This is a genomic window from Variovorax sp. P4_B10, from assembly GCF_056402375.1.
The window spans coordinates 13,348-38,678 of sequence record NZ_JBFUHN010000029.1; the positions used below are offsets into that span (position 1 = coordinate 13,348).

Sequence of the window (25,331 nt, forward strand, 5' to 3'; positions counted from 1 at the left end):
GCTATAATGTAAGGCTTCGCAACTGGCGAAATTAGGCAAGAGCGACAGCAGCACCTCCGGGCCGACCCCTAGCGCAACGCACTCCAACGGTAAATTCCGGCGGAAAGGGTCAATAACCGCAAGGACTGCACACCAAATGTTCGCCCGACATCTTGCCTGCTGAGGAACTCGTTCCTCTTTCCCAATTGTTTTATGTCCGTGCCTGTGCGCGGGCTGTGGTGGCGCTGCCCGAATGGCAGTGCGCCTGTGATTTCCGCTTGTTCATTCTTGTCGTAACGAGGTCGTATGCCCAGTTCAAAGAAGCCTGCTATTTCACTCGCCAAAAGCGTCGCCAAAAAGCCTGTCGCAGAAAAACCGTTGAAAGCCGGCGCGATGCCGGCAACTAAGACGGGTGCCGCCGCGTCCAAATCGGCAGCCGCAACGAAAGTGAAAACCGTGCCCACGAAATCGACCTCCCTCGACGATCCCAAGAAAGCCGCCGCCAAGACGGTTGCCGCCGCCCCCGCTGCCAAGAAAGTCGGCCGCCCGCCCAAGGCTGCCGGTGCCGCCGCACCTGCCACCGGCGCCAAGCGCGGCCGCAAGCCCAAGGCCGGCAATGAAGCCGCCGAGAGCGACATCGACCTGTCGGACATCGAGGACGACCTGGCCGGCGAAGAGCCGGCGGCTGCGACGACCACCGAAGAGAAGGTCAAGCCCCTGCGCATGAAGATCAGCAAGGCGAAGGAACGCGCCTTGATGAAGGAGTTCGGCCTCGACGAGACCGTGCTCTCCGAAGAAGACCTGGCCAAGCGCCGCTCGCGCCTGAAGACCCTGATCACGCTCGGCAAGACCCGCGGCTACCTCACGCACGGCGAAATCTCCGACCACCTGCCCGACAAGCTGGTCGACGCCGAGACCATGGAAGTCGTGGTCACCATGCTCAACGACATGGGCGTGGCGGTGTACGAGCAAACGCCCGATGCCGAAACCCTGCTGCTGAACAACACTGCCCCCACCGCCACCACGGTGGAAGAAGCCGAGGAAGAAGCCGAAGCCGCGCTCTCCACGGTGGACAGCGAATTCGGCCGCACCACCGACCCGGTCCGCATGTACATGCGCGAAATGGGCACGGTCGAGCTGCTGACCCGCGAAGGCGAGATCGAAATCGCCAAGCGCATCGAAGGCGGCCTGATGGCCATGATGGAAGCCATTTCGGCCTCCCCCGCCACCATCGCCGCGATCCTCGAAATGGCCGCAACGATTCGTGAAGGCAAGGTCGTCATCTCGACCATCGTCGACGGCTTCTCGAACCCCAACGAGGCCGACGACTACGTGGCCGAAGAAGACTTCGACGAATTCGACGAAGAAGACGACGACGACGGCAAGGGCGGCTCCAAGGCGCTCACCAAGAAGCTCGAGGAACTCAAGCGTGAAGCGCTCGATCGCTTCGACCGCATCGCCTCCATGTTCGAGAAAATCCACAAGATCTACGAGAAGGAAGGCTACGGCACGCCGGCGTACGCCAAGGCCCAGCAGGCCGTGTCCGATGAGCTGATGACCATCCGCTTCACGGCCAAGACCATCGAGAAGCTGTGCGACTTGGTGCGCACGCAGGTCGACGACGTGCGCAAGAAGGAACGCGAGCTGCGTCGCATCATCGTGGACAAGTGCGGCTTCCCGCAGGACGAGTTCATTCGCGACTTCAGCGGCTACGACAAGAACGGCAACCGCATCGCCTCGAACCTGCTGAACCTCAAGTGGGTCGAGAAGCAGGCCGCTGCCGGCAAGCCCTGGAGCGCCGTGCTCGCGCGCAACATTCCGCCGGTGCAGGAACTGCAGCAACGCCTCACCGACATCCAGTCGCGCGTGGTGGTGCCGCTGACCCAGCTCAAGGACATCAACAAGCGCATGAACGAAGGCGAATCGTCTTCGCGCGACGCCAAGAAGGAAATGATCGAGGCCAACCTGCGCCTCGTGATTTCCATCGCCAAGAAGTACACCAACCGCGGCCTGCAGTTCCTCGATTTGATCCAGGAAGGCAACATCGGCCTGATGAAGGCGGTGGACAAGTTCGAATACCGTCGCGGCTACAAGTTCTCGACCTACGCCACGTGGTGGATCCGCCAGGCCATCACCCGCTCGATCGCCGACCAGGCGCGCACCATCCGCATCCCGGTGCACATGATCGAGACGATCAACAAGATGAACCGCATCTCGCGCCAGCATCTGCAGGAGTTCGGCTTCGAGCCCGACGCCGGCATCCTGGCCGCGAAGATGGAGATCCCGGAAGACAAGATCCGCAAGATCATGAAGATTGCGAAGGAGCCGATCTCGATGGAAACCCCCATCGGCGACGACGACGATTCGCACCTGGGCGACTTCATCGAGGACAGCAGCAACACGGCGCCCATCGAAGCCGCGATGCAGGCGGGCCTGCGCGACGTGGTCAAGGACATCCTCGACTCGCTCACGCCGCGCGAAGCCAAGGTGCTGCGCATGCGCTTCGGCATCGAGATGAGCACGGACCACACACTGGAAGAAGTCGGCAAGCAGTTCGACGTGACCCGCGAGCGCATCCGCCAGATCGAAGCGAAGGCGCTGCGCAAGCTCAAGCACCCGAGCCGTTCCGACAAGCTGCGCAGCTTTATTGATACGCTCTAAGCCGGTCTCCCGGTATTTCCCCGACGAGGAGGCGCCCGCAAGGGCGCTTTCTTTTTTGGCCTTCACGACAAGAAGAATGGAGCAAACCTCATGAATCCCGATGCAGACAAGCTCTGGCAGGCCCCGCGCTGGGCGCTGGCCGTGCTGCTCGCCGTGCTGGGCATGCTCGGGCCCTTTTCCATCGACACCTACATTCCGGCCTTCTCGGGCATCGCGCGTTCCATCGGCGCCACGCCGGCCGAAATGCAGCAGACGCTTTCGGCCTACCTGTTCGGCTTCGCGTTCATGAACCTGTTCCACGGCGCGCTGTCGGACAGCTTCGGCCGCCGGCCCGTGGTGCTGTGGGGACTCGCGGTGTTCACCATCGCCTCGCTGGGCTGCGCGCTGTCGCAGAACATCACGCAGCTCGTGCTGTTCCGCGGGCTGCAGGGCCTCTCGACCGGTGCGGGCATCGTGGTCTCGCGCGCGGTGATCCGCGACATGTTCCCGCCGGCCGAGGCGCAGCGGGTGATGAGCCAGGTCACGATCTACTTCGGGGTGGCCCCGGCCATCGCGCCGATCATCGGCGGCTTCCTGTTCGTGCATGCGGGCTGGCATGCGGTGTTCTGGTTCCTCGTGGCCGTGGGCGTGGTGCTGTTCGTCGCCAACTACAAGCTGCTGCCCGAGACGCTGCATGCCTCGCACCGCCAGTCCTTCCACGTGCGGCACCTGATGCGCGGCTACTGGGACCTGTGCTCCGACCCTCGCTTCCTGCTGCTTGCGCTTGCGAGCGGCGTGCCCTTCAACGGCATGTTCCTCTACGTGCTGGCCGCACCCGCCTTCCTCGGCGACCACCTGGCCCTGCAGCCCCAGCAGTTCTTCTGGTTCTTCCTGCTGACCATCGGCGGCATCATGCTCGGCGCGCGCGCCAGCGGCCGCATGGCCGGCAAGGTGACGCCCAAGCGGCAGATCCGCGACGGCTTCCTGATCATGCTGGTCACCTCGGTGGTCAACGTGGCGGCCAACTTCTTCTTCGATGCGCACGTGGCGTGGGCGCTGTGGCCGCTCGCGGTGTTCGCCTTCGGCTGGGCGCTGATGGTGCCCGTGGTCACGCTGCTGGTGCTCGACCTGCATCCCGAGCGCCGCGGCATGGCCTCGTCGCTGCAGGCCGTGATCGGCTCGACCGCCAACGGCCTGGTGGCCGGTGCGATCGCACCGCTGGTGATGCATTCCACGCTGGCGCTCGCGGTCACCTCCACGCTGATGCTCGCCATCGGCCTGGTCGCCTGGGTCTGGCTGCACGGCCGCTGGCCCGACATCGGCCGCAGGGTCGCCAACGAAGGCTGAGGGGAGCGGCTCGATGCAACGCTCAACGCTCCTGGCCTACGCCCGCGCCTGGCTGCCGGGCCGCACCACCGTCGATGCACGCGAGCGCCTGCGCGCCGTGGGCGGCGCGGCCATCGGGCTGCTGATCACCGCCCTGTTGTGCCGCTGGCTGGCCGGCCCGCTGGAGAGCGCCGTCTGGCTGATCGCGCCGCTGGGCGCCACGGCCGTGCTGGTGTTCGCCGTGCCCTCGAGCCCGCTTGCCCAGCCCTGGTCGGTCGTCGGCGGCAACACGCTGTCGGCACTGGTCGGCATCGCCTGCGCGAACTGGATCCCCGACACCGCCCTGGCGGCCGCCGTCGCGGTGGCCGCCGCCATCGGCCTCATGTTCACGGCGCGCTGCCTGCATCCGCCCGGCGGCGCGGCGGCGCTGCTGGCCGTGCTCACCCACACCACGCATTTCTCGTCGGCCCTGTTCCCCGCCCTCACGAACTCGGTGCTGCTGGTGCTGGCCGGCGTCGCCTACAACTCGCTCACGGGCCGCCGCTATCCGCATGTGCAGGTGGCGCGCCCGCCCTCGCCCGACGACCGCTTCAGCCAGGCCGACATCGATGCGGTGCTGGCCCGCTACAACCAGGTGCTCGACATCAGCCGCGACGATCTCGAGTCGCTGATCCAGCAGACCGAACTCGAGTCGTACAAGCGGCGCCTCGGCACGCTGCATTGCGCCGACATCATGTCGCGCGAGCCGGTATCGGTGGAATTCGGCACGCCGCTGCAGGAGGCCTGGGCGCTGATGCACGAACACCGCATCAAGGCGCTGCCGGTCACGGACCGCACGCGCCGCGTGGTCGGCATCGTCACGCAGGCCGACTTCTTCCGCCAGCTCGACCTGCAGCATCACGAAGGCATTGCCGGCCGGCTGCGCGACCTGATTCGCGCCACCCGCACCGTGGTGTCGAACAAGCCCGAGGTAGTCGGCCAGATCATGACGCGCCAGGTGCGCGTGGCCAGCGCCGAGCGCCCGGTCGTCGACCTGGTGCCGCTCTTCTCCGAAGGCGGCCACCACCATATCCCCATCATCGACAGTGAGAAGCGCCTCACCGGCATGATCACCCAGTCGGATTTCGTGCGCGCCCTCTACCGTGCCGTACGGCCGGAGAACTGAAACCCCTTTTTCCAAGGAGCGCGCATGGCATGGATCATGTTGTTCGTGGCGGGTCTGCTCGAAATGGGCTGGGCCATCGGCCTCAAGTACACCGAAGGATTTACCAGGTTCTGGCCCTCGGTCGGCACGGTCATCTCGATGGTGCTCAGCGTGGTGCTGCTGGGCTGGGCGATGCGCTCGCTGCCCGTGGGCACGGCCTACGCGGTGTGGACCGGCATCGGCGCCGTCGGCACGGTGGTGCTCGGCATCGTGCTGTTTCAGGAACCCGCCAACGCGGCACGACTGGCCTGCGTCGGCCTGGTCGTCGCGGGCATCCTCGGGCTCAAGCTCACGAGCGCGGCCTGAGCCCGGCGTGCATCACTCCACCACCACGTTCGCCTTCTTCACCAGTGCGGCGTAGCGCGCGGCCTCGCTGCGGAAGTAGCTCGCGGCCTGTTCCGGCGACGTGGGCTTGACGATGTTGCCCTGCTTGTCCATCGCCTCGCGCACCTCGGCGCTCGAGAAGGCCGCGACCACGGCATCGTGCACGCGCTGGATGTCGGCGGCCTGCATCTTCGGCGGCCCGATCACAGCAAACCAGCCTTCGACGCTGTAGTTCGGCAGCCCCTGCTCCGCAATGGTCGGAATGTCGGGCGCGGCCTGCGAGCGTGCCGGCCCGCAAATGCCGATGGCGCGCAACGCGCCGCTCTTGATGTGCTGCTGCACCGCGGGCAGCGCGACCACGCCGATCTCGACCTGGCCCGCCATCATGTCGGTCACCATCGGCCCCGTGCCCTTGTAGGGAATGTGCCGCGCCTTCACGCCGGCCTCGTCCATGAACATCTCACCGGCCAGGTGGATGATGGTGCCGTTGCCCGACGATGCGTAGTTGTAGCCCTCGGGCTTGGCGCGCAGCAGCGCCACCAGTTCCTTCACGTTCTTCGCAGGCAGCTTCGGGTTCACCAGCAACACCAGCGGCGTCGCGCCCACCACGCTGATCGGTGTGATGTCGTTGATCGCATCGAAGGGCATCTTCTTGAACACGCTCGGGTTGATGACGTGGTTGTTCGACACCATGCCGAGCGTGAGCCCGTCGGGCGCGGCCTTGACGATGGCGGCCGTGCCGGTGATGCCGCCCGCGCCCGGCATGTTCTCGATCACCACGGGCTGGCCGAAGGCCTTGCCGAGCGCAACCGAGGCGGCGCGCACGATGTTGTCGACGCCCGAGCCGGCGCTGATCGGCAGGATGAAGCGGATGGGTTTGTCGGAGCCCTGCGCCAGCGCGGGGCAGGCGGCCAGTGCGGCGGCGCTGGCGCCGAAGCCCAGCACCGTGCGGCGAGTGATCGGAAGAAGGTTCGTGGTCATGGGTCTTGTCTCTCTTTATGGTTTTGAAGATTCGTTGGCCTCAGCTCACGGCCGCGTCGGCATGCATCGCATCCACCTGTGCGTCGGCATAACCCAGTTCGGCCAGCAGTTCGCGCGTGTGCTCGCCGAGCGTGGGCGGATGCAGGCGCACGCCCAGGCGCTCGCCGTCGAGCGTGATCGGGAACAGGGTCGTCTGCGCCATCTGCCCGGCGCGCTCGCCGTCGGGCAGGCGGATGTCGGCAAGGCCGCCCGTGGCCTTCAGGTGCGGGTCGTCGTAGAGGTCTTCCGGCCGCGTGATGGGCGCAAACGGCAGGCCGCGCGCCTCGAAGATCGCCGACAGCTCGGCGGCCGAGCGGTCGGCGAGCCGCTGCCGCAAGTCCRCCAGCAACGTGGGCCGCATGCGGACCCTGTCGTTGTTGGTGCGCAGCGCGGCGTCGGCCTTCAGGTCGTCGAAGCCCAGCGCGTCGCAGAAGACGACCCACTGGGCGTCGCTCACCGCAGCCAGGAAGATCTGCTCATCGTCCTTCACGGTGAAGACGTCGTAGAGCGCCCAGGCCGAAATGCGCTCGGGCATCGGCGCCGCGGCCTGGCCCGTGATCGCGTACTGCAGCATGTGCTGGCCGACCAGGAACACGTTGTTCTCGAACAGTGCGGACTGCACCTCCTGCCCCTTGCCCGTTTCGGCGCGCTGCATCAGCGCGGCGATCGCGCCGATGGCCCCGAACATGCCGCCCATGATGTCGTTCACGCTGCTGCCGGCGCGCAGCGGATCGCCCGGGCGGCCCGTCATGTAGGCCAGCCCGCCCATCATCTGCACCACCTCGTCGAGCGCGGTGCGATGCTCGTACGGGCCGGGCAGGAAGCCCGTGTGGTTCACGTAGACCAGGCGCGGATTGAGCTTGCCGAGCGCGGCGTAGCCGAGGCCGTACTTGTCCATCGTGCCGGGCCTGAAGTTCTGCGCCACCACGTCGGCGGTGGCGCACAGGCGCAATGCGGCCTCCAGCCCTTGGCGGTGGCGCAGGTCGAGCGCGATGCTCTTCTTGTTGCGGTTGAACATCGGGAAGAAGCCCGCGCCCGCGCCCAGCAGGTGCCGGGTGCGGTCGCCGTCGATCGGCTCGACCTTGATGACCTCCGCGCCCAGGTCGGCCAGCACCATGCCGCAGGTCGGGCCCATGACCATGTGCGTGAACTCGACCACGCGGATGCCCGCGAGCGGCAGGCGCTTTTCTTCAGCCGCCGTCGTGCTCATGCGGCCACCCCGGCCGTCGGCACGAAGGTCTTCGGGAAGCCCGCGCGCCACACCGTGCCCTGCAGCGTCTCGCCGTCGAGCCAACCTGCCACGCGCTGGCGCAGGTCGAGCAGCTTCGGCAGGTCGACGCCAGTCGCAACGCCCATGCTCTCGAGCATGAAGACCAGGTCTTCGGTGTCGACATTGCCGCTGGCACCGGGCGCGTGCGGGCAGCCGCCGATGCCGGCCAGGCAGGCGTCGAAGCGCGTGATGCCGACCTCCAGCGCCGCATAGACATTCGCGAGCCCGAGGCCGCGCGTGTCGTGGAAATGGCCGCACCAGAGGCGGTCGCCCGCGATGCGCAGCGCCCGCTCAAACAGGCTTCGAACCATCGCGGGATCGGCGTAGCCCACGGTGTCCGCCAGGCTCACGCGGTCGGCGCCCGCGTCGAGCAGCGCCTGCATCAGGCGCAGCACCTCGTCGGGCGCCACATGGCCCTGGAGCGTGCAACCGAAGGCGGTGCCCACGCCGCCGTCGATCAAGGTCTTCGAGCCCGCCGCGTCGCGCGCGGCGCGGATGCGGGCGACCTCGGCCACCACCTCGTCGGGCGTCTTGCGCAGGTTGGCGAGGCTGTGCGCATGGCTGGCCGAAAGCGGCACCATCATCAGGTCGGCCTCGCCTGCAATGGCCAGTTCCGCGCCCCGCAGGTTGGGCACCAGCACCGAAGCGAAAAGCCCCGGCAGCGTCTTCGCATGCGCCAGCAGCTCGGCCGTGTCGGCCAGTTGGGGCAGCAGGCGTGCCGGCACGAAGGAGCCGACCTCGATCTCGCGTTGCCCGGCCGCGTGCGCGCCGCGGATCCATTCGAGCTTGTGTGCGGTGGGCAGGGTTCTCGCGATGCTCTGGAGGCCGTCGCGCAGCCCCACTTCGCGGACAACCGCGCGTGGCGGCAGGAAGGCGTGAATCAAGACTTGTCTCCGTCGTGAGGTACGGCGTGGATATTAGAAGTTCCGATTCGATCCAGAAGGTATATTTTGGAAGCCATTTGCTTCCAATACGGAATACCATGAGAGACCTCGACCTGACCACGCTGCGGCTTTTCGTCTCCGTCTGCGAAACCCGCAGCATCGCGCGGGCCGGGGAGCAGGCCAGCATCGTCGGCTCGGCCATCAGCAAGCGCCTGGCCCAGCTCGAAGACACCGTCGGCACACCGCTGCTGCTGCGCAAGCGCCGCGGCGTGGTGCCCACGCCGGCCGGCGAGACGCTGCTGGAGCACGCCCGCGCCATGCTCGGCAGCGCCCACCGCATCGAGCGCGACATGGCCGCCTACGCCGGCGGCGCCCGCGGGCATGTGCGCATCCTGGCCTCCGCCTCCGTCATGGCCGAATCGCTGGCCGAGGACGTGGCGGATTTCCTGCAGAACCCCGCGCACCGCAACATCCGGGTCGACATGGAAGAGCGCGTCAGCCCCGAGATCGTGCGCGGCATCCGCGAGGGCAGCGCCTCCATCGGCCTGTGCTGGGACGCCGCCGACCTCGACGGCCTGGAGCGGCGCGACTACCGATCCGACCATCTCGCGATCGTCGCGCACCCCACACACCCCGTGGCACGCCACACCCAGGTGCGCTTCGAAGAGGTGCTCGACCACGAATTCGTCGGCATGCCCGCGCTGAGCGCGGTGCAGCTGATGTTGGCGCGCGAGGCGGCCGTCGCCGGCAAGCCGCTGGTGTACCGCGTGCTGGTGTCCAACTTCGACGCCGCCCTGCGCGTGGTGCGGGCCGGGCTCGCGATCAGCGTGGTGCCCGTGGAAGTGGCGCGGCCCTTTGCGGAAGCCTTCGGCCTTCACCTGATGCCGCTGACCGACACCTGGGCTCACCGGCGTTTCGCGATCTGCTTCCGGGACGAGGCAGCGCTGTCGCCTTCTGCGCAGCTGCTGGTCGCACACCTCCAACGGCGCGCCACGGACGCGCCAAAAGCCGCTTGATTCGACCGGAAATGGAAACTATCCATTGCGGTGACGGTGGTTTTTGTTTCGATTCGCGCAACCTAACATTCGACCTGTCCACGCTGTCATGCGCCCATCCACCGACCGAAAGACCACCGACATGTTCCGCCGAGCCCTGATTTCCGCTGCCGCCCTTTCCGCCACACTGGCCCTCGCGCCGCTGGCCGCCCATGCCGCCGAGCCGCTCAAGCTCGATGTTTACAACCCCGGCACGAAGTCGATGTTCCCGGTGTCGTCCGGGCTCATCACCGGCCAGACCGACGCCGTGCTGATCGACGCGCAGTTCCAGCGCAACGACGCCGAGGCGCTGGTGCAGAAGATCAAGGCCAGCGGCAAGAAGCTGACCACGGTCTACATCAGCCACAGCGACCCCGACTACTACTTCGGCCTCGACGTGATCCAGGCCGCCTTCCCCGACGCGAAGATCGTCGCCACGCCGCAAACGGTGGCCGCAATCCAGGCCTCGAAAGACGGCAAGCTCGCCCATTGGGGTCCGATCCTGAAGGACAACGCCCCCAAGGCGGTGGTCGTGCCCCAGCCGCTCGCCGGCGACAGCCTCGAGCTCGAAGGCCGCAAGATCCAGATCGTCGGCCTCGACAGCCCCACGCCCGAACGCAGCTTTGCGTGGATTCCCTCGATCAAGACCGTGGTCGGCGGCATCCCGGTCTCGGCCAACATCCATGTGTGGGTGGCCGACACGCAAACGCCCGCCTCTCGCCGCGACTGGATCAAGACGCTCGGCCGCATCGAGGCCCTGCACCCCAAGACCGTGGTGCCCGGCCACTACCTGCCGAATGCGGATGGCAGCATGCCCTATACGCTCGCTTCGGTGAAGTTCACGCGCGGCTACCTGCAGGCCTTCGAGACCGAAGCGAAGAAAGCCAAGGACTCGGCCGCACTCATCACCGCGATGAAGAAGCGCTACCCGAAGCTGGAAGACACCTCGTCGCTCGAACTGAGCGCCAAGGTCATCAAGGGAGAAATGAAATGGCCGCAGTGAACAACGACGGCAGCACCGCCACGCTGCACTACATCTTCGATCCGATGTGCGGCTGGTGCTACGCGGTCGCGCCGTTGGTCGAAGCGGCACGCGGTGTGCCGGGCCTCAAGGTCGAATTCCACGGCGGCGGCATGATGACCGGGGCCAACCGGCGCCCGATCACCCCGCAATGGCGGGAGTACGTCAGGCCGCACGACCTGCGCATTGCCGAACTCACCGGCCAGCCTTTTGGCGAACGCTACCTCGAAGGACTGCTGCGCGACAGCGGCGCGACGATGGACTCCGAACCGCCAACCACGGCGATCCTCGCAGCCGAAGCGCTGCGGGCAGGCGGCGGGCTGGACATGGCGCACCGCGTGCAGCAGGCGCACTATGTCGAAGGCCGACGCATTGCCGATGCGGATGTGCTCACCGCGCTGGCGATCGACCTCGGCTTCGATGCCGAGGCTTTCAAGTCGGCCTTCGTTCGGCTGTCCGGCGAAGCGACCTCGCAGCACATCGCCGCGAGCCGCCAACTGCTGCAACGCGCGGGCGGCCAGGGCTTCCCGACCTTCGTCCTGACGCCCGCCGATGGCCCTGCAAGCCGCATCGACATCGGCCCCTGGCTGGGCCGAGCGGACGAATGGAAGGCCCGGCTCGGCGCGTTGGCCGCAGCGCCGCAGCCCGCTGCAGCGACAGGCGCCGATGCAGCGCCCGCGGGGTGCGGCCCCGACGGCTGCGCGATCTAGGCTTGCACTACCTGCTGCACTGGAAGCTGGCCGCCTGTGACGCATCGCCGCCCGCGTAGCGCGGCCACAGCGGCCACTCGCACAACGGGCGCCCGCGGGTGACCTTGAATGGCGGCTGCACCTCCTGCTCCACCAGCTGAAGGCCGGCCGGTGCGCGGCCGCGCTCGACCCAGTCGGCCAAGGCGCCCAGCATGTCGACATTGGCCGGTGCACCGCTGCCCACATGGTCGACACCGGGCGCGGTGTAGAGGCGCATGAAGCGGTCCACGTTGTCGCGGCCCATGCGTGCGACCACCGACTCGTAGTAACGGATGCCCGCGAACGGGCTCTGCGCGTAGTCGGCCATGTGCTCCAGCATCAGCAGCTTGCCGCCGCGTGCGTTGAAGGCGCTCAGGTCGGGGTTGGTCGAATCCATCAGCTGCGACACGGTGGCGATGCGCGCCGCGAAGTCCTCCGCGCGGTAGTTGCGCACGTCAATGGATGGATTGCGTGCATAGAAGTACTGCAACGCACCGCTGCCATAGAACCACGCGATGCCGTTGCTCGGCTGCGGCGGCACGGTCGGCGCGGCGGTGCCCGTCCACCAGGCGTTCCAGCCGCCCGTCGACGCAAAGGCCGGCGTCGCCTCGCCGCCGATGCCCCAGCCCGGGTACTCGGTGACGCCGTTGGCCAGCGGCACCGGTGAGCGCCACGGCGAGCGCAGCGTGCGCACCGCCTGCACCTGTGCATCGTTGAGGCAGTTGTCGCCGCTCGTGCCCGCCGCGCAGCGCAGGCTGGCCGGATCGAAGCGCTGCAGGCAGGCCACCGGGTTCGACACGATGCGATCGGCCACGCCGTCCGCCGCGTCGCACGACGCGAGCACCGCGTTGTGTACCAGTTGCACCTGCGCGGGCCGCAGCCAGCCTTCGCCGAAGGTCGCGATGCCGTTGCGCGTGCCCGCGTGCTGCAGACCCGTCCAGTTGATGACGGGCACGCGGCTGAAGATGCCGTCGAAGTCCTGCGGATAGCGCTGCGCCATCGTGAGCGCCTCGCGCCCACCCTCCGAGCTGCCCATGAAGTAGAGCTTCTGCGGCGCCTGGCCGTAGGCGCGCTGCATCAGCGCCACCGCCACGTCGCGCACCTTCTTGTACGAGGCATGGGCGAAATTCGTCAGCGCCTCGTCGTTGAGCGCAAAGGCCTGCGGCGGCTGGCCCGCCACGTTCTGGTGGCCGGAATCGGTGCCATAGGTCACGTAGCCTTGCGCCAGCGGCGTCGGCAACTCGAAGCGAGCCGCCGGCACGAGCGCGAGGCCGGTGATCAGCGTGCCGTTGAAACCGCCGCCGCCGTACTGCACGCTGCGCCCGTTCCATGCGAGCGGCAGGTTGACCTGGAACAGGATCGGGGGCGCACTGGCGTCGAGCGGCGCGATGCGGCCGAGCACCTTGCAATGCGCGGGCGTCGCCGGCGTGATGCGCGACGCGGGGCTGGGGCCGCGCTCGGCCACGGCGAGCGCGACGGCAGGCGCGAGGGTCGCGGAGTCGATGGTCGCCGCCCCGCTCGGCAGGCCGATCGCAGCGGGTGCGACCGGCGCGACGAGGGCCGCGCAGGCCGCCGCCGGATCGGGGCCGAGGCCGAGGCTCTTCGGGCCGGTGGTGCCGCAAGCGGCGAGCAGTGCGGCGGAGGCCAGCATGGCGCTCCCGCAAAACAAAGTCTTCGGGAACGCCATTTTTTGTCTCCTTGTGGTTTTGTCGTCAGGGGCCGATTGCTACACCGGGCGCTGCCCACATCGTGACGCATGAGAACGCAGCGGACTCAGACCAGGGCTCCCGCGGAACCGGCTCTGCCGGGCCGCCGGGTGCGCCCCCCAGTGGGGGGAGGCGCCGAAGGCGCTTCGGGGGGCGTTCATCAGCGTGCCACGCCCAGCAGCCGTTCGAGCACCTGCGGCTGGCTGCGCAATGCCGCTGCGCTGTCGACGTGGACGATGGTGCCGTGGTCGAGCACCACCGCGTGGTCGGAGATCGCAAGGATCGCCTGCGGGTGCTGCTCCACGATGATCGCGGCCAGACCTTCGTCCTGCGTGATGCGGCGGATGGCGCGCAGCAGTTCTTCCACGATGATCGGCGCGAGGCCTTCGAGCGGCTCGTCGAGCAGCAGCAGCTTCGGGTTGAGCACCAATGCGCGACCCACGGCCAGCATCTGCTGTTCGCCGCCCGAGAGCTGCGTGCCGAGATTGGTCTTGCGTTCGGCCAGGCGCGGGAACATCTCGTAGACGCGCTGCGGATTCCACTTGCCCGGGCGCTCCACCGCGGTGAGGTTCTCGTGCACCGTGAGCGACTTGAAGATGTTGCGCTCCTGCGGCACCCAGCCGATGCCCGCCGCCGCGCGCTGGTGCGGCGCGAGCTTGTGCAAGGCCAGGCCACCGAGCGCAATGGTTCCGCCGTGCTGGCGCGTCGCGCCCGCCAGCGTGTTGATCAGCGTGGTCTTGCCTGTTCCGTTGCGACCCAGCAGCGCCAGCGTCTGCCCTTCGCCGAGCGCAAACGCCACGTCGTGCAGCACCACGGCCTCGCCGTAGCCGGCGCTCAGGTTCTCGATGCGCAGCAGTTCAGACATGGGCGTTCTCCCCGTGACCCAGATAGACCTCTTTGACCTTCGGATCGTTGGCGATGGTTTCGGGGTCGCCTTCGGTCAGCAGCGTGCCGTTGACCAGCACCGTCATGCGATCGGCGAAGCTGAACACCAGGTCCATGTCGTGCTCGATCAGCAGCACCGACACGTCGGCCGGCAATGCGGCCACGGTCTGCAGCAGTTCCTCGCGCTCGCCGGCGGGCACGCCCGCCACGGGTTCGTCGAGCAGCAGCACGCGCGGCTCGCAGGCCAGCGCAATCGCAATCTCCAGCAGGCGGCGCTTGCCGTAGGCCATGAACTTCGTCTGCTGCTTCGCCACATCCGCGAGGTGGAACTGCTCCAGCAGTTGCCCCGCCCGTTCCGCGATGCCCTTGGTGCCGCCGAGCGGCCGCCACCACTGCGCAGCGATGCCCCTCTGCTGCGACACCACGAGCGCCAGCGTTTCGAGCGGCGTCATCGAGTCGAACAATTGGTTGATCTGGAAAGTGCGCACCAGGCCCCGCGCCACGCGCTTGTGCGGCGCGAGGTTCGTGATGTCTTCGCCGAGCAGCGAGATGCGGCCTTCGGTCGGCGTCAGCACGCCCGTCAGCAGGTTGATCAGCGTGGTCTTGCCGGCCCCGTTGGGGCCAATCAGCGCATGGCGCGCGCCGCGCTTCAGTTCCATCGTGACGTTGTTGGTGGCGGTGATGCCGCCGAAGCGCATCACCAGCCCTTGGGTCGAAAGCACGGTGTCGGTCATGCCGCACCACCCTTCTTCTTGCCCGCGCCGAACCATGTCCAGGGCTTCAGCAAACGATCGCGCCCCACGAGCACCAGCAGCACGAGGATGAGCCCGATCCAGAACATCCAGTACTGCGGCGTCACGGCCGAGAGCCAGTTCTGCAGCAGCTTGAAGACGATGGCGCCCGCCACGCCGCCGTAGAGCCAGCCCACGCCGCCGATCACCAGCATCAGCAGCACGTCGGCCGAGCGGTCGAAGGCCAGCACGTCGAGCGAGGCGAAGCCGGTGGTCTGCGCCAGCAGCGCACCCGCGGCACCGGCGATGCCGGCCGCCACGGTGTAGATGACCGCGAGCCGCGAGACCACCGGAATGCCGATGGCCATCGCGCGCAGCCGGTTGTCGCGGATTGCCTTGAGCGTGGCGCCGAACGGCGAATGCACCAGCCGGCGCATCACGAGGAACAGCACCAGCATCACGGCCAGCGAATACCAGGCGGCCGTGCGGCCGTACAGGTCGAACTCGAACAGGCCGAGTACCGGGCCCATCACCACGCCCTGCAGGCCGTCGGCGCCGCCGGTGAGCCAGTCGAGCTTGTTGGCGAGTTCGAGCAGCAGCAGCGCCGTGCCGAGCGTGACCATCAGCCGCGTGAGGTCGGTGCCGCGCAGGATCGTCACGCTGGCGATCAGCCCCAGCACCGCCGACAGCACGGTCGCCACCGCCAGCCCCACCATCGGGTCCGGCATCACGAGCTTGGCGAACAGTGCCGCCGCATACGCGCCGAAGCCGAAGAACGCCGCATGGCCCAGCGAGACGATGCCGGTGTAGCCGAGGATCAGGTCGAGTGACATCGCGAACAGCGCGACGATGGCGATCTCGTTGACCAGCAGCGAGTGCGAAGGCACCACCAGCGGCAATGCGAAGGCCGCCGCCCAGATCACGAACTCCCAGGGCCGCCAGCGCGCCGTGCGCAGCAGGGCCGATTCATAGGTCGCCGGGGAAGAAGGCGCGCTCATTCAACGACCCCCTTTGCGCGTGAAGAGCCCTTGGGGGCGCCACATCAAGATCAGGATCATCAGCAGGTAGACGGTGAACGCCCCCATCTTCGGAATGAAGTACTTGCCCGCCACGTCGGCAATGCCGAGCAGCAGCGCGGCCGCGAGCGGCCCGGTGATCGACGAGGTGCCGCCGACCGACACCACGATCAGGAAATAGATCATGTACTTGAGCGGAAAGGTCGGATCGAGCCCGAGGATCTCAGCACCCAGCGCACCGCCCAGCCCCGCGAGCCCCGAGCCCACCGCGAAGGTCAGCAGGAACACCACGTTGACGTTGATGCCCAGCCCCGCCGCCACGCGCGGGTCGTCGACCGCGGCGCGCAGCCGGCTGCCGAAGCGCGTCTTCGAGAGGATGAGCTGCAGCACCACCGTGAGCACCGCGCACACCGCGATGATGAAGATGCGGTAGTGGCCCATGCCCAGCAGCAGCGCACCGTCGCCGAACTCGCTGCGGCCGCGCAGCCACTCGGGCAGTTGCACGTTCTGCTGCGACGAGCCGACGAAGTAGTCGATGGCCGCCACCGCCATGAAGGCGAGGCCGATGGAAAAAAGCACCTGGTCGAGGTGCGGCTTGCCGTACATCGGCCGGTAGAGCGTGCGCTCGAGCAGCGCCCCGGCCAGTGCGACGACGATGAACGCGAGCGGCAGGCAGGCCAGGAACGGCAGGCCGAGCTTCTGCATCGCGAACACCGTGAGGTAGCCGCCCGCCATGGCGAAGGCGCCGTGGGCCAGGTTGATGAAGTTCATCAGGCCGAGCGTCACGGCCAGGCCGACGGCCAACACGAAGAGCAGCATGCCGTAGGCGATGCCGTCGAAAAGAATGGTCAACATATCTGTTTTTCGGGGTGCTGATGTTCGGGGCGCTGTGTTCGGGGTGCGTGCACAGGCCACCGGGTACTCCCCTCCGCGAATGTCCCCCGCTTCGCTCCTCCTTTATTTCGCTGCGGGGAGYACCCGGTGCCCTGTGCACGAGAGGCGCGGCTGTCGTGCTGGCCGATCAACCGCTGCGCTGAGCGATCACGCCGATGGTGTGCTCTGCGCAGCGAAATAAAGGAGGAGGCATGCGGCCCTAGGCCGCGCCGGGGGACATTCGCGGAGCAGAGCACACCGTCGGCGGGATCGCGCCCTGAACAACAACGCACCTCATGCCCCCCGGAAGCGAGCTTCACTTTGCCTTGCCCGGATCCTTGACGCCTTTGATCACGTCGAACTCGACGTTGTAGAGCTGCCCGTCCTTCTTCTCGACCTTGCGCAGGTACACGTCCTGCACGATGTCGCGCGTCTGCGCATCGATCAATACTTGGCCGCGCGGGCTCTCGAAGACCTGGCCCTTCATGGCCGCCAGCAGCGCGTCGCCGCCGCCCTGCCCCTTGGTGGCCTTGAGCGCCTCGTAGATCACGCGCATGCCGTCATAGCCGCCAACGGCCATGAAGTTGGGGCGCATCTTCGGGTTGGCCTTCTGGAAGGCCTCGACGAACTTCTTGTTCGCGGCCGAGGGGTGCGCGGCCGAGTAGTGGTGCGAGGTGACCACGCCGAGCGCACCGTCGCCCATGTCGTTCAGTTGATCGTCGTCCGTCACGTCGCCGGTGGCGATCATCTTGATGCCGGCCTTGTCCATGCCGCGCTCCAGGAACTGCTTCATCACCGCCGCGCCCGCGCCCGAAGGCACGAAGACGAACAGCGCATCGGGCTTGGCGTCGCGCACCTTCTGCAGGAACGGCGCGAAATCGGGGTTGCGCAGCGGCACGCGCAACTTCTCGATCACCTTGCCGCCGTTGAGCTGGAAGCGCTCGCTGAAGAATTTTTCGGCGTCGTTGCCGGGGCCGTAGTCGGCCACCAGCGTGACGACCGTCTTCACGCCGTTCTTCGGCGCCCAGTCGCCCATGGCCACCGACACCTGCGGCAGCGTGAAGCTCGAACGGATGATGTACGGCGAGGCTTCGGTGATGCTGGAGGTGGCCGCGGCCATCACGACCTCGGGCGTCTTCGACTGCGTGGCAATCGGCGCCACGGCAAGGGCCAGCGGCGTCAGGCCGAAGCCGGCCAGCACGTTGACCTTGTCGTTCACCACCAGTTCCTGCGCGAGGCGCTTGGTCACGTCGGGCAGGCCGGTGTCGTCCTTGACGATCAGCTCGACCTTCTTGCCGGCGACGGTGTCGCCGTTCTGAGCCATGTAAAGACGCGCGGCGGCTTCGATCTGGCGGCCGGTGGAGGCCGACTGGCCCGTCATCGGAAGGATCAGGCCGATCTTGAACTTGTTGGCGTCCTGGGCACTGGCCAGCGACATTGAAAGCGCAAGTGCCGAGAGGGCGGCGGTCTGGATGAGATGGCGTCTTTGCATGTTTTTTCCTTTGAGGGGCGGAACGCGAACCGGGGCTATTTTCAACACTTTGCAACATTCGGCGGAGCAGGCAATCACCTAGCCGGCCCCTGTCGCAGGCCTTTGTTGCGCGATAAACAAATGAACTGCGCGATGATCGCGCAAGGCTGGTTTTCAGCTGTCGGCGCGGTAGGCGGAGTCGAGCGTGAGCGTACCCACGGCGCGTGACACACAGGCGCAGATGCGGGTGGCCGACTGCTTCTCGTGCTCGCTGAGGAACACGTCGCGGTGGTCGATCTCGCCGTCGACCGCCAGCACGTCCATCGCGCAGAGGCCGCATTCGCCGCGCTTGCAGTCCCACAGGGTCTGGACGCCGGCCGCGTCGAGCGCTTCGAGCAGGGTGCAGTCGGCCGGCACGGTGATCGCCAGGTCGTGCCGGGGAATGCGCACCGTGAAGGCCTGCGTCGCCAGCCGGCCGCTGCTGCCGAAGGTTTCGAAGCGCAGGTCCTCGATGGGCCGGCCAGCGGCATGCCAGGCGCGCTTGACGGCTTCGAGCATCGGCACCGGGCCGCAGGTGTAGAGCTGGCCGCCGGGCGGCAGCGCGGCGATGGCGGAGGCGAAGTCGATGGGCGCCGCGCCTTCATGGGCCACGACGCCTTCGCCCAGTGCTTCTTGCAAGTGCGCGAGGTAGCCGAACTCGCCGGCGTGGCGGGCGCCGTAGAGCATCTTCACCGGCACGCCGCTGCGCCGCGCATGCGCACCGAGGCGCTGCGCCATCAGCACCAGCGGCGTGATGCCGATGCCGCCCGCCACCAGCAGGTAGCCGGGGGCCGAGAGGTCGAGCGGAAAGTGGTTCTGCGGTGCGCTCACCTGCAGCCGCTCCCCGGGGGCCAGCCGCCACATCGCGAGCGAGCCGCCGCGGCCGTCGTCCAGCCGCTTGACCGCGATGCGCCAGCACTGGCCGTCGCCCTCGCCGACCAGCGAGTAGGAGCGCGTCTGCAGCCTGCCCTGCGCCGTCATCACCTGCACCTGCAGGTGGGCGCCGGGTTCATAGGATCCGGCAGAACCGTCGTCGGGCCGAAGTTCGAATTCGCGCACTGTGGGCGTGACATCGCGCAGCGCAACGACCTGCGCCTGCATCCATTGAAGATCGCTTTTCATCGGGAAACACCAACAGAGGGGGAAAGGGAAGACGGCCGGTCAGCCGCGCCGGCGGATCAGCTGCACGCCGGGCAGCGGACGCTGCTCGGCGGTGGGCGTGCCGTGCAGCGCCTCGCGCAGGTTGCGGCGCGCGATGCGGCTGTGCTCGCGCATCAGCGCCTCGGCGCGCGAGCCCTCGCCGGATTCGATGGCGTCGAGCACCTGCACATGCTGGTCCTGCGCGATCACGAGCATGTCGCGCGCGGCCGGCGAATTGGCCTGCACGATGACGAAGCCCGAGGGCGACGCGAACGGCAGGTTGATGACGCGTTCGAGCTGCTGCGCGATCACCGGGCTGCCGGCCATCTCGCACAGCAGCGCATGGAATTTCTCGTTGTGCGTCACGTAGCGCGAGAACGCCGCGTCGTCGAGCGCAGGCTCGCGCAGCAGTTCGTCGATGCGCGCCAGGCAGGCGCGCGCTTCGCGCAGCACCACGGGCGCCGCGCCGCGCTCGGCGGCGAGCCGGGCCACCAGCCCTTCGAGCGTGCCGCGCAGCTCGATGGCATCGGCCACATCGCGCTCGGAAAATGTTCGCACCGCGTAGCCGCCGTTGGGCAAGGCTTCGAGCAGGCCCTCCTGCTCGAGCCGCATCAGCGCGCTGCGCACCGGCGTGCGCGACACGCCGAGTTGCTCGGAAATGGCGACCTCGGCAATGCGCGCGCCGCCGGGCAGCTCGCCCGCGAGGATCATCTCGCGCAGCCGCAGTTGCGCCTTCACGGCCTGCGAACTGCCGCTGTCGCCGGGCTCGGCGGGGGATACGGCCGCGACTTTCATGCGCGCTGCACCTCGGCGGGGTGGATCGGGATCGCGGCGCGCGCGGGCTTTTCCTTCTCGACCATGCGATCGATCAACCGGCGCGCCCACATCGATCCGGCGTCGATGTTGAGGTTGTAGAACTGGTGGTCGGGGTGGTCGTCCATCGCCTTCTGCTGCGCTTCGAGCACGAGCTCGTCCTCGCGGAAGATGCCCGCCACGCCTTCCCGCAGCTCGTGCGTGAGGCGCTGCTCGCCCAGGCAGTAGTTGCGTGCAAAGGCCCAGAAGTAGAGACAGGTCTTGTCGGTCTCGGGCGTGATGGTGTTGAGCACGTAGCCGTTGACGCCCTTGCTGCGGTCGCCGGGGTTGCCGTCCTTCGGCACCGCGCCGCTGCCGGCCTCCGCCACGCCGACGTCGATGTTCACCGTGCACGGGCCTTCGAAATGGATGATCTGCCAGCGGTCGACCTTGCCGGTATGGCCGCGCGCATGGCGGATCTGGCCGCCCCAGAACGGTGGGGGGTCGATGTTTTCCATCCATCGCGTGACGGTGGCCGAGCGGTCGCCATGGGTGGCCACGAATGGCGCCTCGGCCACTTCGCGGTTGCCGATCGACGAGCCGTGCACGAAGGTCTCGTGCGTGAGGTCCATGAGGTTGTCGACCACGAGGCGGTAGTCGCAGTGGACGCGGATCATCTTGCCGTCGCCGGCCCAGGCGGGGTCGTCGTTCCAGTGCATGTCGGGCACCAGCGCCGGGTCGGCCTTGGCCGGATCGCCGGGCCAGATCCAGACGAAGCGGTGCTTCTCGACCACCGGGAAGTTGCGCACGCAGGCCGAGGGGTTGAGCGTTTCCTGGCTCGGCATGTGGGTGCAGCGGCCCTGGCTGTTGTAGACCAGGCCGTGGTAACCGCACACCACCTCGTCGCCTTCCAGACGGCCGAGCGACAGCGGCATCAGCCGGTGCCAGCAGGCGTCTTCGAGCACGGCGACCTGTCCGTCGGTGCGGCGGAACAGCACCACCTTCTGGTTGCAGATCGTGCGCGGCAGCAGCGCATGACGCACTTCGACGTCGTAGGCGGCGGCATACCAGGCGTTCAGTGGAAAGGCGGTCGTGGGCGTTTTCATGAATACTCAATGTATACAGAAACCAGAAAATATCCAGCTCAAAACACCAAAAACAAGGGTAAACACCGAGTTCAACGTATACAGGTTATTTGTCTTTGAAGGCGATAGGATGTTCCGTTCGTTTCCAGCCACGACGGAGTTCACCCATGTCCCAGCACGCCGCCCTGCCCGCCCGCTACGACCACGTCGGCAGCTTCCTGCGCCCCAAGTACCTGCTCGAAGCCCGTGAGCAGAAAGCCAAGGGCGAGATCACGCCCGAGCAACTGCGCAAGGTCGAAGACCAGGCCATCACCGAGATCGTCAAGTTCCAGGAAGACATCGGCCTGAAAAGCATCACCGACGGCGAATTCCGCCGCACCTACTTCCACATCGACTTCCTCGACCAGCTCGGCGGCGTGAAGACCGATATTCCGGTCACCATCCGCCGGCCCGATGGCACCGAGGAACTCGCGCCACCCGCGATGCGCGTGATCGACAAGGTGCGCCACGTCAAGGACATCCAGCTCGCCGACTTCCAGTACCTCAAGAGCCAGGTCTCGGCCGGCCGCACGCCCAAGGTGACGATCCCGTCGCCGACGATGCTGCACTTCCGCGGCGGCCGCGCCGGCATCAGCAAGGACGCATACCCCGAGCTCGACCCGGTGTTCTACGACGACGTGGCCAAAGCGTATGGCGACGAACTGCGCTCGCTGGCCGCCGCCGGCTGCACCTACGTACAGATGGACGACACCAACCTCGCCTACCTCTGCGACGAGCACATGCGCGAAGCCGCCCGCAAGCGCGGGGACGACCCGAACGAACTGCCCCACCGCTATGCCGCCTTCATCAACAAGGTGGTCGCGCAGAAGCCGCCGGGCATGCTGCTGGCCATGCACCTGTGCCGCGGCAACTTCAAGAGCACCCACGCCGCGGCCGGCAACTACGAGCCGGTGGCCGAGGCGCTGCTGAAGGAGATGGACCTCGACGCCTACTTCATGGAATACGACGACGCCCGCTCGGGCGACTTCAAGCCGCTGCGCTACCTGCCCAAGGGCAAGACGGTGGTGCTCGGCCTCGTGACCACCAAGTTCGGCGAGATGGAAGACAAGGACGAGCTCAAGCGCCGCATCGAGGACGCCGCCAAGTACGCCCCGCTCGAACAGCTCGCGCTGTCGCCGCAGTGCGGCTTCTCGAGCACGGTGCACGGCAACAACATCGCGGTGGAAGCGCAGCGCAACAAGCTGCGCCTGGTGGTCGAGACGGCGCAGGAGGTCTGGGGCTCGACCTGACGCGCCTTTCATGGTGAAGTCGGGGGCATGACGACAACCACCACGAAAATCCTCTCAGGCCCCCTCAGCATGTTCGGCGCGAAGGTGCAGATCGCCGCGCTCGAGAAAGGCATTGCCTTCGAACTCGTCATGGTGCCGTTCATCGAGGGCGACGCCTACGAGCCCAAGCACCCCGATGTGCTGCGCATCAATCCCGTCAAGCAGCAGGTGCCGGTGCTGATCGACGGCGATGTCGAGCTCTTCGACTCGACGCAGATCTTCGAGTACCTCGAAGACCGGTATCCCCCACCCGCATCGCTCGCGCTGTGGCCCGAAGGCGTTGCCGAACGGGCACGCGCGCGGCAGCTGGAGCAGAAGTCCGACGAGGTCTTCTTTCCGAACGTGATCAAGCTCTTCGGACTGCAGCACGACATGCAGAGCGCCCCGGCGGTCGCCGCCTGCGCCGGCTGTGCGCGCTTCTACGAGGAAATGGAAGGCCTGCTGGCCACGCGCGACCACCTCGCGGGGCCGTACTCCTTCGCCGACATCGCCCTCTACATGGCCCACGTCTTCGCCGACCGCAAGGGCGCCGGCATGACCGATGCGACGCCGCGGCTCGTGGCCTGGCGCGACCGCGTGGGCGACCGGCCCGCGGTGCGCGCGGTGGTCGATCCGATGATGCAGTTCCTCGCTTCGCAAGGCCGCGGCGTGCCGGCCTTCCTGCAACGCTGATCCTGCGGCGGCGCGCCGAGGCATCATTGCCCCCATGCCGAATACAGAGTTCGACTGGCTGCCCTCTCCCTCGCAGCATTTTCTCGTCGTCACTTTTGCGCTGCTCGTCTACGTACTGACCACGCGCGCGCGCCGCGAACAGCGCGCCCCCGCCACGGCCATCGCCTGGGTCATGGGGCTGGTGCTGCTGCCCTATGTCATCCTGCCGATGTACCTGCTGTTCGGCCAGCGCAAGCTGCGCCCGGCCGGCTCGCCGCGGCCGCCGCGCGCCATGCCGCCGGGGCATTGGGCCGCCGACCTGATCGAGAGCTTCGGCCTGGCGTCGCCGGGGCGCTGCGCGATCCGCCTGCACGCCGACGGCGAGGCCGCGCGCGAGGCGCTGTGGCAGGTGATCGACGGTGCGCGCGCGCGCATCGACGTGTGCACCTTCATCATCGGCGACGACCCGCTGGGCCATGCGGTGATCGCACGGCTGGTGCAACGCTCGCGCGAGGGCGTCAAGGTGCGCGTGCTGCTCGACGGCTTCGGGGCCCTCTCGCTGCCGCGCCACCACTTCGACCTGCTGCGCGCAGCGGGCGGCGAGGTTGCCGTGTTCCGCCCCTTCTTCAGCCTGCGCCGCATCGGTCCGCGCAACCTGCGCAACCACCGCAAGTTCACCATCGCCGACGACGGCTGGCTCTGGTCGGGCGGGCGCAACCTCGCGGGCGAGTACTTCACCGGCAACGACAAGCACCCCGAGGCCTGGCACGACCTCTCCTTCGACCTGCGCGGCAGCGTGGCCGCGGCGGCCGCCCGGCAGTTCGACCACGACTGGAGCTCGGTGCGCGGCCGCAGGGCCCGCGCGATCACGGCCAGCGACATGGAAGGACCGGGCACCGCCATGGCCCAGTTCCTGCCGAGCGGCCCCGACCAGACCGAGGACACCGCGCATGCGCTGCTGATCGACGCCTGCTTCCGCGCCGAACACCGCGTGCTGGCAATCACGCCCTATTTCGTGCCCGGCGACGGCCTGCGCGATGCGCTGCGGCTGGCCGCCCGGCGTGGCGTGCAGGTGACGATCGCGATGCCTGCCAAGTCGAACCACCGCCTCGCCGACTTCGTGCGCGCCCGCGCCATGCGCGACCTGGCGCGCGCGGGCGTGAGCTTCCGGATGCTGCCCTTCATGGCCCACGCCAAGGCGGTGGTGGTCGACGACGAGCTGGCGATGTGCGGCTCGATCAACCTCGACTTGCGCAGCCTGCTGCTGAACCACGAAGCCGCCGTGGTGTTCTACGGCCCGCACGAGATCGACTGGCTGGCCGAGTGGATCGACACCACCGCCTCGGCCGGCGAACCCTACCGCGCGCAGCGCCCGGGCCTGGTGCGCGACGTGGCCGAAGGGCTGCTGCTCACCGTCGCTTTCCAGCTGTAGCCGGCGCGCGGCCCTGCGCCTCCTTCGCCACGGCGTCGAGGCCGGCGAGCACATAGCGCATCAGGTCTTCCGCCAGGGCTTCGGCGTCCTTCAGCGCCGGCAGCACCTTGTTGCCCAGGTCCTTGGGCGCGACCGTCATCACGATGCACGGCAGCACCGTGAACAGCAGCGCGCGCTGCACCGAAGGATGGTCGTCGGGCAGCCCCATGACACCGCCGATCAGCCCGCGCAGCAGCTTGGCCTTGGGCAGCACCGCCCGGCGGATCATCACGGGCATCGCCGGTGACGGCGACAGCGCCTCGCGCAGCACCACACGGAATCCCCAGGGCGCCTTGGGCTGGCTGCCCAGCTCGATCAGGTGCGTGAGAAAGGCGCGCAGCTTGAGCCGGGGATCGCCGGCGAGGCTGGCCAGGCTGACCAGTTCGTCGACGCTCACGAGCTGGCGGTGCGCCTCGATCAGCACGGCCTCGTAAAGACCGTCCCGGCTGCCGAAGTGGTAGTTGACCGCCGCCATGTTGGTGCCGGCCCGCGTGCAGATTTCCTTGCTCGTGCTCTCGGCGAAAYCGCGCTCGGCAAACAGYTGGCCGGCTGTTTCGAGGATGTGCAGGCGCGTGGTGTTGCCGTCGGTGCGCTGCGTGCGCGCCGGGGGCTGCCGGGGAGCCCGGGAAGAGGTGCTGGAAGAGCGGGTGGCCATGGGTCAAGGGTAATCGAATTGAAAAAATACTTCAAATTCAAATTTCAATTTGATAACA

Annotated in this window: 24 protein-coding genes; 10 read left to right on the plus strand and 14 right to left on the minus strand. The window is 67.6% G+C overall.

The genetic code is table 11. From position 1 onward, the window contains the following. Nucleotides 1–68: 68 nt before the first annotated feature. A complete protein-coding gene (locus AC1DXX_RS15210; protein WP_478135088.1) occupies nt 69–443 on the minus strand; it encodes a hypothetical protein in 375 nt (124 codons plus the stop codon). On the opposite strand from AC1DXX_RS15210, the gene rpoD reads away from it, so the two are divergent. From rpoD to sugE, 4 genes are all read left to right on the plus strand, one after another. After that, on the plus strand, nt 373–2,640 hold the full coding sequence (gene rpoD / locus AC1DXX_RS15215) for an RNA polymerase sigma factor RpoD (protein ID WP_478135036.1): 2,268 nt from the start codon (nt 373–375) through the stop codon (nt 2,638–2,640). The genes AC1DXX_RS15210 and rpoD overlap by 71 nt on opposite strands. Before the next feature lie 90 nt (nt 2,641–2,730). Next, nucleotides 2,731–3,966, plus strand: coding sequence for a multidrug effflux MFS transporter (locus tag AC1DXX_RS15220; RefSeq protein WP_478135037.1), 1,236 nt, complete (start codon nt 2,731–2,733; stop codon nt 3,964–3,966). 13 nt (nt 3,967–3,979) lie between these two features. Next, nucleotides 3,980–5,110, plus strand: coding sequence for an HPP family protein (locus AC1DXX_RS15225; protein ID WP_478135038.1), 1,131 nt, complete (start codon nt 3,980–3,982; stop codon nt 5,108–5,110). Between the two features lie 24 nt (nt 5,111–5,134). Continuing rightward, nucleotides 5,135–5,455 (plus strand): quaternary ammonium compound efflux SMR transporter SugE, encoded by a 321-nt coding sequence (gene sugE / locus AC1DXX_RS15230; RefSeq protein ID WP_478135039.1) that lies wholly within the window; start codon nt 5,135–5,137, stop codon nt 5,453–5,455. 12 nt (nt 5,456–5,467) lie between these two features. Here the strand turns inward: sugE and AC1DXX_RS15235 are convergent, their stop codons facing one another. The 3 genes from AC1DXX_RS15235 to AC1DXX_RS15245 are packed head-to-tail and all read right to left on the minus strand — an operon-like array spanning nt 5,468 to nt 8,647. Further along, on the minus strand, nt 5,468–6,454 hold the full coding sequence (locus AC1DXX_RS15235) for a tripartite tricarboxylate transporter substrate binding protein (protein WP_478135040.1): 987 nt from the start codon (nt 6,452–6,454) through the stop codon (nt 5,468–5,470). Between the two features lie 40 nt (nt 6,455–6,494). Next, a complete protein-coding gene (locus AC1DXX_RS15240) occupies nt 6,495–7,703 on the minus strand; it encodes a CaiB/BaiF CoA transferase family protein (RefSeq protein ID WP_478135041.1) in 1,209 nt (402 codons plus the stop codon). Beyond that, entirely contained in the window at nt 7,700–8,647 is a 948-nt protein-coding gene (locus tag AC1DXX_RS15245; RefSeq protein ID WP_478135042.1) for a hydroxymethylglutaryl-CoA lyase, read from the minus strand. The genes AC1DXX_RS15240 and AC1DXX_RS15245 overlap by 4 nt, the downstream gene beginning before the upstream one ends. Before the next feature lie 98 nt (nt 8,648–8,745). Between AC1DXX_RS15245 and AC1DXX_RS15250 the strand changes: the two genes are divergently transcribed. The 3 genes from AC1DXX_RS15250 (at nt 8,746) to AC1DXX_RS15260 (ending at nt 11,412) form a co-directional block, all read left to right on the plus strand. Further along, on the plus strand, nt 8,746–9,663 hold the full coding sequence (locus AC1DXX_RS15250) for a LysR family transcriptional regulator (protein ID WP_478135043.1): 918 nt from the start codon (nt 8,746–8,748) through the stop codon (nt 9,661–9,663). A 121-nt stretch (nt 9,664–9,784) separates the two neighbouring features. Next, nucleotides 9,785–10,684: an MBL fold metallo-hydrolase gene (locus AC1DXX_RS15255; protein WP_478135085.1), complete on the plus strand. Its 900-nt coding sequence runs from the start codon at nt 9,785–9,787 to the stop codon at nt 10,682–10,684. Further along, nucleotides 10,672–11,412, plus strand: coding sequence for a DsbA family protein (locus tag AC1DXX_RS15260; RefSeq protein ID WP_478135044.1), 741 nt, complete (start codon nt 10,672–10,674; stop codon nt 11,410–11,412). The genes AC1DXX_RS15255 and AC1DXX_RS15260 overlap by 13 nt, the downstream gene beginning before the upstream one ends. 7 nt (nt 11,413–11,419) lie before the next feature. On the opposite strand, the gene AC1DXX_RS15265 is transcribed toward AC1DXX_RS15260, so the two are convergent. The 9 genes from AC1DXX_RS15265 to AC1DXX_RS15305 form a co-directional block, all read right to left on the minus strand. After that, on the minus strand, nt 11,420–13,117 hold the full coding sequence (locus tag AC1DXX_RS15265; protein WP_478135045.1) for a tannase/feruloyl esterase family alpha/beta hydrolase: 1,698 nt from the start codon (nt 13,115–13,117) through the stop codon (nt 11,420–11,422). Nucleotides 13,118–13,296: 179 nt separating this feature from the next. Next, nucleotides 13,297–14,001: an ABC transporter ATP-binding protein gene (locus AC1DXX_RS15270; protein WP_478135046.1), complete on the minus strand. Its 705-nt coding sequence runs from the start codon at nt 13,999–14,001 to the stop codon at nt 13,297–13,299. Then, the gene (locus AC1DXX_RS15275; protein ID WP_478135047.1) at nt 13,994–14,755 is read right to left on the minus strand and encodes an ABC transporter ATP-binding protein; all 762 of its coding nucleotides are present in this window, start codon (nt 14,753–14,755) and stop codon (nt 13,994–13,996) included. The genes AC1DXX_RS15270 and AC1DXX_RS15275 overlap by 8 nt, the downstream gene beginning before the upstream one ends. After that, nucleotides 14,752–15,750 (minus strand): branched-chain amino acid ABC transporter permease, encoded by a 999-nt coding sequence (locus AC1DXX_RS15280; RefSeq protein WP_478135048.1) that lies wholly within the window; start codon nt 15,748–15,750, stop codon nt 14,752–14,754. The genes AC1DXX_RS15275 and AC1DXX_RS15280 overlap by 4 nt, the downstream gene beginning before the upstream one ends. Next, entirely contained in the window at nt 15,751–16,623 is an 873-nt protein-coding gene (locus AC1DXX_RS15285) for a branched-chain amino acid ABC transporter permease (RefSeq protein WP_478135049.1), read from the minus strand. 334 nt (nt 16,624–16,957) lie between these two features. Then, nucleotides 16,958–18,133 (minus strand): ABC transporter substrate-binding protein, encoded by a 1,176-nt coding sequence (locus tag AC1DXX_RS15290; RefSeq protein ID WP_478135050.1) that lies wholly within the window; start codon nt 18,131–18,133, stop codon nt 16,958–16,960. A 153-nt stretch (nt 18,134–18,286) separates the two neighbouring features. Further along, a complete protein-coding gene (locus AC1DXX_RS15295) occupies nt 18,287–19,273 on the minus strand; it encodes a PDR/VanB family oxidoreductase (protein ID WP_478135051.1) in 987 nt (328 codons plus the stop codon). Between the two features lie 39 nt (nt 19,274–19,312). Then, nucleotides 19,313–20,086 carry a GntR family transcriptional regulator gene (locus tag AC1DXX_RS15300; protein WP_478135052.1) on the minus strand — a complete coding sequence of 258 codons (774 nt, stop codon included), beginning with the start codon at nt 20,084–20,086 and terminating at the stop codon, nt 19,313–19,315. Continuing rightward, nucleotides 20,083–21,189 carry an aromatic ring-hydroxylating dioxygenase subunit alpha gene (locus AC1DXX_RS15305; RefSeq protein WP_478135053.1) on the minus strand — a complete coding sequence of 369 codons (1,107 nt, stop codon included), beginning with the start codon at nt 21,187–21,189 and terminating at the stop codon, nt 20,083–20,085. The genes AC1DXX_RS15300 and AC1DXX_RS15305 overlap by 4 nt, the downstream gene beginning before the upstream one ends. A 146-nt stretch (nt 21,190–21,335) precedes the next feature. Here AC1DXX_RS15305 and AC1DXX_RS15310 point away from each other — a divergent pair, with 146 nt between their 5' ends. Genes AC1DXX_RS15310 through AC1DXX_RS15320 form a run of 3 tightly spaced genes read left to right on the plus strand, consistent with a single transcriptional unit; the run spans nt 21,336 to nt 24,579 of the window. Next, nucleotides 21,336–22,457 carry a 5-methyltetrahydropteroyltriglutamate--homocysteine S-methyltransferase gene (locus AC1DXX_RS15310; protein ID WP_478135054.1) on the plus strand — a complete coding sequence of 374 codons (1,122 nt, stop codon included), beginning with the start codon at nt 21,336–21,338 and terminating at the stop codon, nt 22,455–22,457. Between the two features lie 27 nt (nt 22,458–22,484). Beyond that, entirely contained in the window at nt 22,485–23,168 is a 684-nt protein-coding gene (locus AC1DXX_RS15315; protein ID WP_478135055.1) for a glutathione S-transferase family protein, read from the plus strand. Nucleotides 23,169–23,202: 34 nt separating this feature from the next. Continuing rightward, on the plus strand, nt 23,203–24,579 hold the full coding sequence (locus AC1DXX_RS15320; protein ID WP_478135056.1) for a phospholipase D-like domain-containing protein: 1,377 nt from the start codon (nt 23,203–23,205) through the stop codon (nt 24,577–24,579). Here the strand turns inward: AC1DXX_RS15320 and AC1DXX_RS15325 are convergent. Further along, nucleotides 24,557–25,273, minus strand: coding sequence for a TetR/AcrR family transcriptional regulator (locus AC1DXX_RS15325; protein WP_478135057.1), 717 nt, complete (start codon nt 25,271–25,273; stop codon nt 24,557–24,559). The two genes, AC1DXX_RS15320 and AC1DXX_RS15325, sit on opposite strands and share 23 nt — an antisense overlap. Nucleotides 25,274–25,331 lie beyond the last annotated feature (58 nt).

Bases quoted from the DNA above. Each gene is read 5' to 3' on its own strand.
- AC1DXX_RS15255 (WP_478135085.1), top strand. From the start codon at position 9,785: ATGTTCCGCCGAGCCCTGATTTCCGCTGCCGCCCTTTCCGCCACACTG.
- AC1DXX_RS15235 (WP_478135040.1), bottom strand. From the start codon at position 6,454: ATGACCACGAACCTTCTTCCGATCACTCGCCGCACGGTGCTGGGCTTC.
- AC1DXX_RS15315 (WP_478135055.1), top strand. From the start codon at position 22,485: ATGACGACAACCACCACGAAAATCCTCTCAGGCCCCCTCAGCATGTTC.
- AC1DXX_RS15265 (WP_478135045.1), bottom strand. From the start codon at position 13,117: ATGGCGTTCCCGAAGACTTTGTTTTGCGGGAGCGCCATGCTGGCCTCC.
- AC1DXX_RS15305 (WP_478135053.1), bottom strand. From the start codon at position 21,189: ATGAAAACGCCCACGACCGCCTTTCCACTGAACGCCTGGTATGCCGCC.
- AC1DXX_RS15260 (WP_478135044.1), top strand. From the start codon at position 10,672: ATGGCCGCAGTGAACAACGACGGCAGCACCGCCACGCTGCACTACATC.
- AC1DXX_RS15220 (WP_478135037.1), top strand. From the start codon at position 2,731: ATGAATCCCGATGCAGACAAGCTCTGGCAGGCCCCGCGCTGGGCGCTG.
- AC1DXX_RS15300 (WP_478135052.1), bottom strand. From the start codon at position 20,086: ATGAAAGTCGCGGCCGTATCCCCCGCCGAGCCCGGCGACAGCGGCAGT.
- AC1DXX_RS15290 (WP_478135050.1), bottom strand. From the start codon at position 18,133: ATGCAAAGACGCCATCTCATCCAGACCGCCGCCCTCTCGGCACTTGCG.
- AC1DXX_RS15320 (WP_478135056.1), top strand. From the start codon at position 23,203: ATGCCGAATACAGAGTTCGACTGGCTGCCCTCTCCCTCGCAGCATTTT.
- AC1DXX_RS15275 (WP_478135047.1), bottom strand. From the start codon at position 14,755: ATGACCGACACCGTGCTTTCGACCCAAGGGCTGGTGATGCGCTTCGGC.
- rpoD (WP_478135036.1), top strand. From the start codon at position 373: ATGCCGGCAACTAAGACGGGTGCCGCCGCGTCCAAATCGGCAGCCGCA.
- AC1DXX_RS15250 (WP_478135043.1), top strand. From the start codon at position 8,746: ATGAGAGACCTCGACCTGACCACGCTGCGGCTTTTCGTCTCCGTCTGC.
- sugE (WP_478135039.1), top strand. From the start codon at position 5,135: ATGGCATGGATCATGTTGTTCGTGGCGGGTCTGCTCGAAATGGGCTGG.
- AC1DXX_RS15280 (WP_478135048.1), bottom strand. From the start codon at position 15,750: ATGAGCGCGCCTTCTTCCCCGGCGACCTATGAATCGGCCCTGCTGCGC.
- AC1DXX_RS15270 (WP_478135046.1), bottom strand. From the start codon at position 14,001: ATGTCTGAACTGCTGCGCATCGAGAACCTGAGCGCCGGCTACGGCGAG.
- AC1DXX_RS15310 (WP_478135054.1), top strand. From the start codon at position 21,336: ATGTCCCAGCACGCCGCCCTGCCCGCCCGCTACGACCACGTCGGCAGC.
- AC1DXX_RS15285 (WP_478135049.1), bottom strand. From the start codon at position 16,623: ATGTTGACCATTCTTTTCGACGGCATCGCCTACGGCATGCTGCTCTTC.
- AC1DXX_RS15295 (WP_478135051.1), bottom strand. From the start codon at position 19,273: ATGAAAAGCGATCTTCAATGGATGCAGGCGCAGGTCGTTGCGCTGCGC.
- AC1DXX_RS15225 (WP_478135038.1), top strand. From the start codon at position 3,980: ATGCAACGCTCAACGCTCCTGGCCTACGCCCGCGCCTGGCTGCCGGGC.